Annotated in this window: 14 protein-coding genes; 5 read left to right on the forward strand and 9 right to left on the reverse strand. The window is 65.2% G+C overall.

The window, feature by feature from the left end:
• Window positions 1-35: 35 nt before the first annotated feature.
• Together MNBBLIKP_RS16280 and MNBBLIKP_RS16285 are read right to left on the reverse strand one after the other, a co-directional pair.
• Window positions 36-1,241 carry a trans-sulfuration enzyme family protein gene (locus tag MNBBLIKP_RS16280; RefSeq protein ID WP_088311330.1) on the reverse strand — a complete coding sequence of 402 codons (1,206 nt, stop codon included), beginning with the start codon at window positions 1,239-1,241 and terminating at the stop codon, window positions 36-38.
• A gap of 44 nt (window positions 1,242-1,285) precedes the next feature.
• The gene (locus MNBBLIKP_RS16285; protein WP_254913091.1) at window positions 1,286-1,819 is read right to left on the reverse strand and encodes a TetR/AcrR family transcriptional regulator; all 534 of its coding nucleotides are present in this window, start codon (window positions 1,817-1,819) and stop codon (window positions 1,286-1,288) included.
• Window positions 1,820-1,905: 86 nt separating this feature from the next.
• Here MNBBLIKP_RS16285 and MNBBLIKP_RS16290 point away from each other — a divergent pair, with 86 nt between their 5' ends.
• From MNBBLIKP_RS16290 to MNBBLIKP_RS16300, 3 genes are read left to right on the forward strand one after another with little or no spacing between them, the layout of a single operon-like run.
• Window positions 1,906-2,298 carry a hypothetical protein gene (locus MNBBLIKP_RS16290; protein WP_088311332.1) on the forward strand — a complete coding sequence of 131 codons (393 nt, stop codon included), beginning with the start codon at window positions 1,906-1,908 and terminating at the stop codon, window positions 2,296-2,298.
• A gap of 52 nt (window positions 2,299-2,350) precedes the next feature.
• Window positions 2,351-3,631, forward strand: a complete 1,281-nt coding sequence (locus MNBBLIKP_RS16295; RefSeq protein ID WP_088311333.1) for a phospholipid carrier-dependent glycosyltransferase — start codon at window positions 2,351-2,353, stop codon at window positions 3,629-3,631.
• Window positions 3,632-3,669: 38 nt separating this feature from the next.
• Entirely contained in the window at window positions 3,670-4,743 is a 1,074-nt protein-coding gene (locus MNBBLIKP_RS16300) for an NADH:flavin oxidoreductase (protein ID WP_088311334.1), read from the forward strand.
• A 19-nt stretch (window positions 4,744-4,762) separates the two neighbouring features.
• On the opposite strand, the gene MNBBLIKP_RS16305 is transcribed toward MNBBLIKP_RS16300, so the two are convergent.
• The 6 genes from MNBBLIKP_RS16305 to MNBBLIKP_RS16330 all read right to left on the reverse strand — a co-directional run bounded on the left by MNBBLIKP_RS16305 (window position 4,763) and on the right by MNBBLIKP_RS16330 (window position 9,488).
• Window positions 4,763-5,893, reverse strand: coding sequence for a glycosyltransferase (locus tag MNBBLIKP_RS16305; protein ID WP_088311335.1), 1,131 nt, complete (start codon window positions 5,891-5,893; stop codon window positions 4,763-4,765).
• A gap of 49 nt (window positions 5,894-5,942) precedes the next feature.
• A complete protein-coding gene (leuB, locus tag MNBBLIKP_RS16310; protein ID WP_088311336.1) occupies window positions 5,943-6,986 on the reverse strand; it encodes a 3-isopropylmalate dehydrogenase in 1,044 nt (347 codons plus the stop codon).
• Window positions 6,987-6,999: 13 nt separating this feature from the next.
• Window positions 7,000-7,599, reverse strand: a complete 600-nt coding sequence (recO, locus tag MNBBLIKP_RS16315; protein ID WP_088311337.1) for a DNA repair protein RecO — start codon at window positions 7,597-7,599, stop codon at window positions 7,000-7,002.
• 72 nt (window positions 7,600-7,671) lie between these two features.
• Window positions 7,672-7,932, reverse strand: coding sequence for an accessory factor UbiK family protein (locus MNBBLIKP_RS16320; protein ID WP_088311338.1), 261 nt, complete (start codon window positions 7,930-7,932; stop codon window positions 7,672-7,674).
• A gap of 39 nt (window positions 7,933-7,971) precedes the next feature.
• The gene (locus tag MNBBLIKP_RS16325) at window positions 7,972-8,529 is read right to left on the reverse strand and encodes a TspO/MBR family protein (protein WP_088311339.1); all 558 of its coding nucleotides are present in this window, start codon (window positions 8,527-8,529) and stop codon (window positions 7,972-7,974) included.
• 200 nt (window positions 8,530-8,729) lie between these two features.
• Window positions 8,730-9,488: a TlyA family RNA methyltransferase gene (locus tag MNBBLIKP_RS16330; protein WP_254913090.1), complete on the reverse strand. Its 759-nt coding sequence runs from the start codon at window positions 9,486-9,488 to the stop codon at window positions 8,730-8,732.
• 48 nt (window positions 9,489-9,536) lie between these two features.
• On the opposite strand from MNBBLIKP_RS16330, the gene MNBBLIKP_RS16335 reads away from it, so the two are divergent.
• Window positions 9,537-10,100: a hypothetical protein gene (locus tag MNBBLIKP_RS16335; protein ID WP_088311340.1), complete on the forward strand. Its 564-nt coding sequence runs from the start codon at window positions 9,537-9,539 to the stop codon at window positions 10,098-10,100.
• A 352-nt stretch (window positions 10,101-10,452) separates the two neighbouring features.
• Here MNBBLIKP_RS16335 and MNBBLIKP_RS16340 read toward each other — a convergent pair whose 3' ends face one another.
• Window positions 10,453-11,046: a hypothetical protein gene (locus tag MNBBLIKP_RS16340; RefSeq protein ID WP_140420635.1), complete on the reverse strand. Its 594-nt coding sequence runs from the start codon at window positions 11,044-11,046 to the stop codon at window positions 10,453-10,455.
• Between the two features lie 173 nt (window positions 11,047-11,219).
• Between MNBBLIKP_RS16340 and MNBBLIKP_RS16345 the strand changes: the two genes are divergently transcribed.
• Window positions 11,220-12,320 carry a branched-chain amino acid aminotransferase gene (locus MNBBLIKP_RS16345; RefSeq protein WP_088311342.1) on the forward strand — a complete coding sequence of 367 codons (1,101 nt, stop codon included), beginning with the start codon at window positions 11,220-11,222 and terminating at the stop codon, window positions 12,318-12,320.
• Window positions 12,321-12,478 lie beyond the last annotated feature (158 nt).

A 12,478-nucleotide genomic window follows, 5' to 3' on the forward strand; every position in this document is an offset into this window, starting at 1 on the left:
AACGGTAACGCTTCAAATCCGCCGCGACAATGCCCTTAGCGACCGATCGATTTCAGCGCCTGATCAAGATCCTCGATCAGGTCCTGCGGATCCTCCAGCCCCACGTTGAGCCGCAACATCCCTTCGGTCACGCCCATTTCCGCACGCGCTTCGGCGCTGACCGAATAGTGGGTGGTCGATGCGTTGTGGCACATCAGGCTGCGCGAATCGCCGATGTTGTTGGAAATGTCGATCAGCTTCAGCGCATCGAGCAAGGCATGGGCTTCCTTGCGGTCAGTCATTTCAAAGCTGAAGATCGAACCGCAGGCGTCCATCTGCTGCATCGCCAGTTCGTGCTGCGGGTGGCTGGGCAGGCCCGGATGGTTGATCCGGTTGACCCGGCTTTCCAGGAACTTGCCAACCTTCAGGCAATTCTCGCTCTGCCGCTTGACCCGCAGGTCCAGCGTTTCAAGGCCTTTCAGCACCACCCAGGCGTTGAACGGGGCCAGGTTCGGCCCGGTGTTGCGCTGAAACGGCAGCAGCACGTTGTTGATGAACTCCTCCGTCCCGCACACCGCCCCGGCCAGCACGCGGCCCTGCCCGTCCATCAGCTTGGTTGCCGAATAGGCGACCACATCCGCGCCGAATTCCAGCGGGCGCTGCAGCGCCGATGTGCAGAAGGCATTGTCGACCACCGTGGTGATGCCGTGCTTGCGCGCCAGATCGCAGACGAATTGCAGATCGACGATATCCATCGTCGGGTTGGCCGGCGTTTCAAAGAAGAACACCTTGGTATTGGGCTGGATCGCCGCTTCCCACTGCGCATTGTCGCGCGCGTCGATCGTGGTGCTGGTGATGCCGAACCGCGGCAGCAGGCTGTCCACCAGCCAGCGGCACGAACCGAATGCGGCGCGCGCGGCGACCACGTGATCGCCCTGGCTCAGCTGGCACAGCATCGCCGCGGTCATCGCCGCCATGCCCGATGCCTGGGCGCGGCACGCCTCTGCCCCTTCCATCATCGCGATGCGTTCTTCCAGCATGGCCACGGTGGGGTTCTGCAGGCGGGAATAGGTCATCCCCTGCGCTTCCCCGGCAAAACGGGCGGCGACGGTGGCGGCATCGTCAAACGAATAGCCCGAAGTGAGGAACAGCGCTTCGCTGGTCTCCCCCTGCTCGCTGCGCCAGGTGCCCGCACGCACGGCCTGGGTGGCAGGCCGCCAGTGCTTGGTGATCGAACGGTCGGTTCCGGTGGTGCGTTTCATGATGCGGCGGCTTTAGAAGCGCCGCGCGCAGGGGGCAAGCGTGCTCAACTGCGAAACGCGCCGTCCAGCACGGCATCCGCCACATCGCCCCGCCCCGCCATGTCGAGCACCAGCGAACCTTCGATCAGCACCAGCATGGTCCGCGCCGTCTGGTCGGGATCGGGATCGGCTTCGGGCAAGTGCGCCGAAATCCACGCAATCAGCCGATCGACAATCAGCCGCCCGGTTTCAACGTAGGCCGTCTCTCCGGCAGCGGAGGCCGCCAGGATCTGCATCCAGATCCGCATCATCGGGCGCAGATCGGGCGATCGGGTTATCCGGCCCAGCTGGGCCAGGCAGCTGCGCCGATCCGGGGCACGTCGGGCTGCAAATTGCACCTCCAGCACTTGGCCGAACATCTCCCCCAGTTCGATCAGGATCGCGGCGATAAGCTGCTGCTTGCTACCGAAATGATAGATCAGCATCCGGTCGCTGGTCCCGGCCGCCTGGGCCAGCGGGCGCAGGCTCGCGTCAGCAATGCCATGCTGCAGCACATGCCCCACCATCGCCTGCACCATCGCCTGTTTCGCGGGAACCATCACATCAACTTTCCTGTAGCACTCGCTACATAATGCCTTTATGTAGCGAGTGCTACAAACGACTCGCATCACGATGGAGGCTTAGCATGACCACGTTCGAATTGCTGTTCCTTGCCGGGGCTCTGGGCGCTGCCCTGTTCATGGCGCGGATGGCCCTGGCCCGGCCAGGCGCGGGCAACTGGGTGATTGCCGCCCTGCTGGCCGCAGCCTTTTTCGGCTATTCGCTATTCCCGATCCTGATCGAAGGGCCCACCGGATTTGTCGCCAACCATACCGTCAATCTGTGGGGCGTGCAGGTCTGGTATGATCTGGTCTTCGCGCTCGGCTGCGCTGTCTTCCTTGCCGCGCCGCGCGCGCGGCGGGTGGGCATGGCCTTTGGCCCCTGGCTGATCCCGGTCCTGTTGCTGGGCAGCATCGGCCTGTTCATGCTGCTGGCCCGGCTGTTCTGGCTGGAACAGAAAAGCGGCAGCGATGGCTGATCCCGGCGCAAGGCCGTTGCGCTAAGCCGCCCTGCCCGATAATCCCCGGGCGATGGGCGCGCGCTTTACCACCGAGCAGGATCCGGCAGACTGGTGCGCGGTCTGGGCAGTGTTCTTTCTCGCCCTGGTGTGGTGGCGGCTGGGGATCCCTTCGCAAATCTATTTTGACGAGGTTCACTACGTCAACGCCGCGCGGCGGCTGAACGAAGGGCTGCGGTTCAATCCCGAACACCCGATGCTGGGCAAATGGGTGATCGCCGAAACGATCCGCCTGTTTGGCGACCGGCCGCTGGTGTGGCGGGTGCCCAGCGCGATTGGCGGAGCGCTGGGGCTGTTCGCGTTCAGCCGGCTGGTGTGGTTTTCCACCGGCAGCCGGCGGATCACATTTGCCGCGCTGTTTCTGGTCGCGACCGACTTTCTCTGGTTCGTGCAAAGCCGGATCGCCATGCTCGACATGGTCATGGCGCTGCTGGGCATGATCGGACTGTGGCTGGCGCTGAGCGCGGTGCGGCTGCCGCAACAGGCGCGCTGGCGGCTGGCGCTCGCAGGGGTCAGTCTGGGGCTGGCGCTGGGAGCCAAATGGTCGATCGCGCCTGCGGCGATGGTGCCGGGGCTGGTCTTTGCGGGCTGGAAACTGCGCGACACCGGCTGGCGGTTCCTGTTCGCGCGCAGCGGCGGGCCGGTGCCGGGGATGACTTTGATCGAAGCCGCGCTGTGGCTGGGGCTGGTGCCGCTGTGTGCCTATTGGTTCAGCTTCTGGCCCGCGTTCCATTGGGCGCAGAACCCGGTCAATCCCTGGGATCCGCTGGGCTGGCACCGCTATATGCTGCAATTGCAGGACAGCGTGACCCGGCTGCACCCCTATCGCAGCCAATGGTATCAATGGGTCGTGAACTGGCGGGCGATCTGGTATCTGTACCAGCCAGTCGACGGGGTGCAGCGCGGCGTCCTGCTGGTCGGCAATCCGTTCACCATGCTGGCGGGGCTGCCAGCGCTCGGCTGGTGCCTGTGGGCCGGCGTGCGGCGTGCGAACTGGGCGATGCTGGGCTTTGCCGGGCTCTATCTGATCAGCCTGCTGATGTGGGCACTGTCGGGCAAGCCGATCCAGTTCTATTACCACTACCTGCTGCCCGGCACTTTCCTGATGGTCTGCCTCGCGCTGGCGCTGGACGATCTGTGGCAGCGCAAGGACAAGTGGCGCTGGCTCGCCCCGGCCGCCCTAGCGCTCAGCGCGGCGATGTTCGCCTATTTCTACCCGATCCTCTCGGCCGGTCCACTGTGCTGCGGGCGGCCAAGTTATACGCAGTGGATGTGGCTGGACAGCTGGCGCTGAAGCTGGATATTGAGTTTCAAACAGGAGACTCAATACCCATGACCGATATGTTCGCGCCGCTCGGCCTGGCGCATGGCCCGGCAATGACCAACCGCTTCATGCTCGCCCCGCTGACCAACCTGCAGAGCAACCCCGACGGCACGCTGAGCGATGACGAAATCAACTGGCTGGTCAAACGCGCCGAAGGCGGGTTCGGTCTGGTGATGACCGCCGCCGCTTTCGTCGATCCGCAGGGGATCGGCTTTCCCGGCCAGCTCGGCATCGCCTCGGACGACCATCTGCCCGGGCTGACCCGGCTGGCCCAGGCGCTGCGGGCGAAGGGCGCGCTCAGCTCGGTCCAGCTGCATCACGCCGGAATCCGCAGCCCCAAGGAGATCGTCGGCACCCCGGTCGGGCCGTTCGCCGATGCCGAAACCGGCGCGCGGGCCCTGACCAGTGCCGAGGTCGAGCAGCTGCGCGACAGCTTCATCGCCGCCGCCGTGCGGGCCGAACGCGCCGGGTTTGACGGGGCCGAGATTCACGGCGCGCACGGCTATGTGCTGGCGCAGTTCCTCGATGCTGAAAACAACACCCGCGATGATGGCTGGGGCGGCGACTATGCAGGCCGCACCCGGATCATCCGCGAAGTGATCGACGTGGTGCGCGCGGCGACCGGCCCGCAGTTCCAGCTTGGCCTGCGCCTGTCACCTGAACGGTTCGGCATCCAGCTGGGCGAAGCCAAGCGCTTCGCCGAAGAGGTGATGACCGCTGGCCAACTCGACTATCTCGACATGTCGCTGTGGGACTGCTTCAAGCTACCGAACGAGGAAGAGTTCGCCGACCGGCCGCTGATCGAACATTTTACCGCGCTGGAGCGCGGGGCAACCCGGCTGGGCGTGGCCGGCAAGATCATGGACGCGGCCAGGGTGCGCGATTGCCTTGCCGCAGGGGCCGATTTCGTCCTGCTGGGGCGCGGCGCGATCCTGCACCACGATTTCCCGGCACAGGCCAAGGCCGATCCCGCCTTCGCCAGCGCCCCCACCCCCGTGACGCGCGCCCATCTGCTGACCGAAGGGCTCGGGCCGAAATTCGTCGATTACATGGCGACGTGGAAGGGCTTCGTGGCGGGGTAAGCTTGCCGGGGCAAGTGCTTCAGTACTTGCCCCAAACGAACTTGCTCGACAGCGCAAAGTTCCACACCGAACCCAGCACGATCCCGACGATTGCCGCCGGATATTCGTGGAACCCGATCCGCACCAGCGCGGTGGCTGCGCCGATGTTGGCAAGCAGGCCGAACGAACAGGTCAGCGCAAATCGCGCCCAGCCCGACATCAGCGGCCCGAACCCGCGCAGCCGCTTGTCGGAATAGGTCAGCTCATTGTTGAGCACGAAGTTGAACGTCATCGCCACCACCGCCGCCGTGGTCTGGCCAACGATGAACGCGGCTTCCTTGGGGTAATGGGTGACGAGGAATTTGGCCCCGAACAGGTTGAGCACAATGGCCAGCACGGTCATGTGCACCACCACGCCCAGCGCGCCAATCGTGCCGAACAGGGCGAAGCGCGTGGGGATGATCCGCCCCAGCCACTTGTCATAAAGCCCGACCAGGAATTCAAACACCACGGTGCGGTCCAGTTTGCTTTCACCCTCCGCCCGCGCCGCGAAATTCATCGGCACTTCCTTGATCCGCAGCGGCGCTTCGACCGTGGCGAGAATATCGAGCAGGATCTTGAAACCCACGCCCGACAGGCGGTGCGCATCGGCGCGCAGCACATCGGTGCGCAGCATGAAATAGCCGCTCATCGGATCGCTCAGTTCAACGCCGGTGACTTTGTTGGCGATGCGGTTGGCGATGCCAGATGCCTTGACCCGGTCAGGCCGGCCCCAGGCTTCGGTGCTGGCCCCTTCGGCAAAGCGGCTGGCATAGGACAGATCGTATTCCCCGCTTTCAACCGCAGCCAGCATCTGCGGCAGCAGTGCGGGATCATGCTGGTGATCGGCGTCCATCACCGCCACCACCGGGGCAGAGGTGGCGCACATCCCTTCGATTGCGGCAGAGGACAGCCCGCGCCGCCCGATCCGCTGGATCACCCGCACCCGGCTGTCTTCGCGGCCCAGCGCGCGGGCTTCGTCGGCGGTGCCATCGGGGCTGTTATCGTCCACGACGATCACTTCCCAGGCGATCCCCGCCAGCGCTTCATCCAGCCGCTGGACCATGCCGCGCACATTGCCGCGTTCGTTGTAGGTCGGCAAAACGATGCCGAGTTGGAGCGGTGCAGTCATCCGGCGGCCCTTAGCTTTGTTTCCGTATCATCCGGTTAAGCGCGGACCCTTACAGGCGCGCGAGCACCGCGTCACCAATTTCCGCCGTGCCCTGGCTGCCGCCCAGATCACCGCCCTTGATCCCGTCGGCCAAAGCCTGGGCCACCGCCGCCTCGATCCGCGCGGCCTGCGCTTCAAGGCCGAACGAATGGCGCAGCAGCATCGCGGCAGACAGGATCGTCGCCATCGGGTTGGCCTTGCCCTGCCCGGCGATGTCCGGCGCAGAGCCATGGATCGGCTCGTACAGCCCCTTGGTCCCCACTGCCATGCTGGCCGAAGCCAGCAGACCGATCGAGCCCACGCACATGCTGGCCTGATCAGAAAGAATGTCACCAAACAGATTGCCGGTGACGATCACGTCAAACTGGCCGGGATTCTTGACCAGCTGCATCGCCGCGTTGTCGACGTACATGTGGCTGAGCTCGACATCGGGGTATTCGCGCGCAACCTCGATCATCACGTCGCGCCACAGCTGCGATGTTTCGAGCACATTGGCCTTGTCGACCGAGCACAGCCGCCCTTTGCGGCCCTGCGCGGCCTTGAAGCCAACATGCGCGATCCGGGCCACTTCGTCTTCGGCATAGGACATCATGTCCCAGCCCTGACGGCGGCCATCGGGCAGCGTGCGGATGCCCTTTTCGCCAAAGTACACGTCGCCATTCAGCTCGCGCACGATCAGCAGGTCGATCGCGCGGGCCACTTCGGGGCGCAGGCTGGTCAGGTCTTCCAGACCCTTGAACACGGTCGCGGGGCGCAGGTTGGCAAATAGGCCCAGTTCCTTGCGCAGGCCCAGAATCGCCTGTTCGGGGCGCAGGTGCCGTTCCAGATGGTCGCAATCGAAATCGCCGACCGCGCCGAACAGGATCGCATCGCAGGCGCGGGCCACTTCCAGCGTTTCAGGCGGCAGCGGGTGGCCGTGGCGCTTGTAGGCAACGCCGCCAACATCGCCTTCCAGCAGCACCAGCCCCGGCAGATCGAGCGCTTCAAGCACCCGCACGGCTTCGCGCGTCACTTCGGGACCGATGCCGTCACCGGCGAAAACCGCAACCTTCATGCCAAGTTCCCTGTCAGATAATCCGGGCCAGCCGCTCCCGCAGCATGGCGCGCGCCCCCATAACATCGCCGCGCCGATCGGCAAGCGGATAGCGCGCTATTCTGGGGCCCATCGCGTCGAAGGCGGCAAGCTGCATGTTCAGATCGTCCCCGCCGGCGCGGAGCTGTTCGCCATAACCCAGCTCGCGCAGCAGCAGCCCTTCATAATCGATCAGCCCCGGCAGCCACCCCCGCGCCGAGGGCGCATGGCACACCGCATCGAGCAGCCCCGACAGCGCCGGGTAGAGCGCGGGGAACGGCTGGCGTTCGGGCAAGGCAGAGGCAGTCAATGCAGTGATCCAGCCGATCGCGGCGGCGGGCAGCGGCTCGTTCAGCCACGGACCGCGGCTCTGGGTCAATTCCAGCCGGGCAAAGGGCAGCTGGCTGTCGCTCTTGCTGCGCAATTCGGCTTCGACCGCATTGCCGGGGATCAGCACCGGCCGCAGCTGCCGCCCCCGCCCGCCCGCGACATAGCCCGCGACCATGCCGTGCTCGGCCGTCATCAGCCGCACAATCGCCGCCGTCTCGCCATGCGCGCGGACGGAGCAGACAATGGCTGGGGCGCGCAGATGCATGGTCTGCGTGTGGCGGGAATTGAGAGAGGGTTCAAGCGCCCGCGCGATTGGGGCACTTGTACGCGCTGCGCGCTACTTCTTCGCTTTCGCCGCCAAAGCCGCCTCAAGCGCGGCCACGCGCTCCATCAGCTTTTCGTTTTCTTCCCGGGCCTTGGCGGCCATGGCTTTGACAGTGTCGAATTCTTCACGCGACACAAAGTCCAGCCCGCCCATCCGTTCCTTCAGCCTTTCACGCGCGGCATCACGCGCTTCACGGCCCATTCCGGCCATGGTGCCAGCCGCACTGTTCACAAGTTTGGCGAGATCGGCGAGCAGGGGGTTTTCGCTTTGCATGGCCGCGATGTGGCGCTGATCGCGCGCACGTTCAAGCCCCTATTTGAACTCGACCGAACTGACCGCTCCGGAATTCTGCGCGCCGTCCGCATCGGGGTTGGCCTGCAGGAACTGCCAGTTGAGCACGGTCGCGAACAGCACCCAGCCCAGGTAAGGCAGCATCAGCGCTGCGGCCAGCGGGCGGACCTTGTTGAACACCACCACGGTGGCCAGCACCGCCACGTCCAGCACCAGCAGCAGCACCAAGGCCCCGGTGATCTGGTGCGCACCAAAGAACAGCGGCGACCAGGCCAGGTTGAGCAGCAATTGCACCACGAACAAGCCAATCGCGAGGCCCCGCTGCGCTGCGCCGCGCGCGGTGATGACCATGGCGAGCGCCAGCCCGATCAGCACGTAGAGGATCGACCAGACGATCCCGAACGTCGCGGGCGGCGGATAGAGCGAAGGCTTGACCAGATCCAGGAACCACGGATTGCCCGCCGTCGATCCCGCCACCGCGCCGGAAAAGAACCCCAGCAGCAGCACCCCCGGCACCGTAAACAGCGACCAGCGCAGCAGCGAGGCGCGCAATTGCGCGGGCGAGGCAAGCTCAGTCATGCAGGGGGACCTCGATTCGGATTGCGACCATTGCCGGGATGATGGCAAGCTGCGCGGAGGCTGGCAATGCCTGTCCCTCAATCCTCCCCCCATGGGGGAGGTGACAGCCCTGCAAAGGGCTGGCGGAGGGGGCATGCGTGAAGCCTGGATGCCCCCTCCGACCCGCTGCGCGGGCCACCTCCCCCAAAGGGGGAGGATTTTCAGCCCCGCCGCGCGGCGATCAGGAATTCGACATTGCCTTCCGGCCCCTTGATCGGGCTTTCGACAATCCCCTGCACCGACCAGCCCAGTCCTTCGATCCAGCTGCGCACTTCATCGCAAACGCGCGCGTGGAGCGCGGGATCGCGCACCACCCCGCCCTTGCCCACTTCGGCCCGGCCGACTTCGAACTGCGGTTTGATCAATGCGACCAGCTGGCACGGCGTGGCGGCCAGACGCAGCGGCACGCCCAGCACCTTGGCCAGCGCAATGAAGCTCGCATCGCAGACCACCCATGAACACGGCGCGTCGATCTGCTCCGGCGTGAGCACGCGGGCGCTGGTCTGTTCCAGCACGGTCACGCGGCTGTCCTGCCGCAGCTTCCACGCCAGCTGGTTGGTGCCCGAATCGACCGCGAACACGTGGCTTGCGCCTTTGCTGAGCAGGACATCGGTGAAGCCGCCGGTCGAACTGCCGATATCCATCGCGGTCACGCCGGCCGGATCAAGCCCGAAGTGGTCAATCGCATGCGCCAGCTTGATCCCGCCGCGCGAAACCCACGGATGGTCGCGCCCGCGCAGTTCCAGCGGAGCATCGGCGGGAAGCGCCTGTCCGGGCTTGGCGATCTTGCTTTCGCCGCTGAACACCAGCCCGGCCAGCACCATCGCAGCAGCGCGGGTGCGGCTTTCCACCAGCCCGCGATCGACCAGCATCTGATCAACCCGGGTCTTGCCCGCTTTGGCCTTTGGAGGATTGTTCATCTGCGTCCGGGACTTGTGAAGCGGCCCGCCTCATTCCATAGGAGGATCATGAAGGCAATCACGGGTTTGGAATGGCCATGGTATCTGGCCCTGGCCAGTGCAGGGCTGGCGCTGCTCGGTTCGTGCAGCGCACCGCCGCCGCCTGCGCCGATCCGCGCGCCCGATCCCGTGCCGATGCCCAGCCCCGGACCCCAGCCTGCACCGCTGCCCGTAACCAAGGACTGGCGCAATATCATGCCGCCGCCGGGGACCTGGCGTTGGGCCATGATCCAGGGCAAATCGACCGCTGAATTCGTGGGTGCCAGCGGCTCTCCGATCGCCAACCTGACTTGCGATCGCACAAGCGCACAAGTGCTGTTGGGGCGGCTTGGCATCACCAATGGGCAAGTGGCGATGGGGGTGACCACCACCGGCGGCGGCAACCGGCCGCTGCTGTCCAACCCGCTGGCAGGCGGTCCGGGCTGGATCGTTACCGCGATTCCGGCGCGGGACCGGGTGCTGGATGCCATAGCCTTTTCGCGCGGAAGGTTCCTGCTCGACGTGGCGGGATTGCCCAGCCTGGCCTTGCCAAGCTGGCCCGAAGTCAGCCGCGTGATCGAGGATTGCCGGTAGCTGGGGATAACCCGCCCGCACCCGGTCGGAAGGCGCAGATTTTGACGCCTAAAAAAATCTTTGCAAGACTTGTTGTGCAGCGCAAAATGATTCACACCTAGGGGCAAGGACGAGGCAGCAAGTGCCGCCCCGCCCCAGCTTCCGAGAGGGAGCGACTTTGGCTTCAACAGCGCGAAAGGAGGTGACCGATGTCTCATGGTTCAGCAGGGAGGTCGGTAATCCGCAGCGCGAGGCATTATCGCTGAATTTCGATTAAGCGATAAAGGCTTCGTGAGCGGCGCTTCCGGCCGCTGACCATGCGAAGGGCGGTTCCCGGTTTGCCGGGGCCGCCCTTCTCATTTGTGGCCCGCACTCACCACCCCAGGGTCAGTTCCTCGATCACCGGCTTGACCGATTGCACTTTGGGATCGGCGGAGGACAGGATCGTATCACCGCTGATTCCGTCGGGATAATTCTTGGTCACGCTCGGCCCGAACCGGATCGACAGGCTGCAACCGCCCGGCAGTTTCTGCAGCTTGCCTCTGGCCATGTCGTTGACATAGCCGCCATAGTCCCAATCGAACCCATAGAGCTTGAACGGCTTGCCGTTGAGCTGCTGGACCTTGGCCATGCTGTCACCCAGCCGCAGCCCGCCCGCGCTCCAGCGCGAGGAGTCGGTGATCCGCACGTCCGAAACCGTGCGATATTTATCGTCGGTCAGGATCAGTTCCAGCCGCCGGACCGGATCCTTGTCCCACAGGATGATCCCGTTCAGCTCGGTTCCTTCCGGCCCCGGGATCTTGCTCAGCAGCGCGGCCGCGCCGAACCGTTTGCGGACCGTGGTCCATGTGTCCTTGGGGCCAACCGGCAAGGAACAGGTCACCGCCTGCGCGGCGGGCTTGGCCGGGGCGGCCAGCGCGGGGGCGGCGATCAGGGCAAGCAGGGCAAGGCAGGCATAACGGGCCATCAGGCAATCTCCGGGCTGAATCTGGGCCGCCACCATGCCCCCCCTTGGCCTTTGCGGCAATTGGCCCTATCAACACAGGACAATAAATGTTGGTTCGTTTATTTCATTTATATTGCTATTGACGTAATTATCGTTCAAGGACCCCGCTTCATACCCAAAGGGAATCGCCTGCCATGTCTGCCTCACTGTCCTTCACCCATCTGCCCCACCCCGCCCCGACGGCGGCGGAGGTACGCGCGGCGGTGCTGGCCAATCCGGGGTTCGGCAGCACCTTTACCGATCACATGGTCTCGATCGAATGGAGCGAAGATGCCAACGGTATTGGGGGCTGGCACGATGCCCAGGTCCTGCCCTATGGCCCGATCGCGCTCGATCCGGCGGCTTCGGTGCTGCATTATGCGCAGGAAATCTTTGAAGGACTGAAGGCCTATCGCCACCCCGATGGTTCGATGGCGCTGTTCCGCCCCGATGCCAACGCCCGCCGCTTCAACGCTTCGGCGCAGCGGCTGGCCATGCCCGAACTACCGGAAGACCTGTTTGTCGAAGCGATCCAGCAGCTGGTCCGCGCCGACAAGGACTGGTTCCCGACTGTGGAAGGCGGCTCGCTCTACCTGCGCCCGTTCATGATCGCGACCGAGGCGTTCCTGGGCGTGCGCCCGGCCAAGCAGTACAAGTTTCTGGTGATCGCCAGCCCGGCCGGGAACTATTTCAAAAGCGGCGCTCCGGCGGTGTCGATCTGGGTGTCGGACTATACCCGCGCGGCCCCCGGCGGCACCGGCGCGGCCAAGTGCGGCGGCAACTATGCCGCCAGCCTGGTCCCGACGGCCGAGGCATTCGCACTCGGCCACGATCAGGTGCTGTTCCTGGATGCCGCCGAACACAAGTGGATCGAGGAACTGGGCGGCATGAACCTGTTCTTCGCGTTCGAAGACGGCAGCCTGATCACCCCGGCGCTGACCGGCACGATCCTGCCCGGCATCACCCGCGACAGCCTGTTGACGCTGGCGCGCGAAGAAGGGCTGACCGTGAGCGAGGAACGCTATAGTCTGGACCAGTGGCGCGCCGATGCGGCATCGGGCAAGCTGATCGAGGCCTTTGCCTGCGGCACCGCCGCCGTAGTCACCCCGGTCGGCAAAGTTGCGGACCGCAGCGGCGAGTTTACTATCGGTACGGGCGGCCCCGGCCAGCTGACCGGCAAGCTCAAGGCCCGCCTGACCGCAATCCAGCGCGGCGAGGAGCCGGATGCGCATGGGTGGGTTTCCGTACTGGACTAAGCCTGACGCGGGGCGCATCAAACGATGATGCATCCGCTTGATCGCCGCCGCTTTCTGTCTGCCACCGGCGCCGCTTTCGGCGCGCTGACTCTGGCGGGCTGCGGCGGCGGTGGATCGGGTTCGGGCGGAAGTTCGCCCGGCCCCACCCCCAGCCCCGG

Source organism: Novosphingobium sp. B 225 (assembly GCF_002198665.1).
Taxonomy (GTDB): Bacteria; Pseudomonadota; Alphaproteobacteria; order Sphingomonadales; family Sphingomonadaceae; genus Novosphingobium.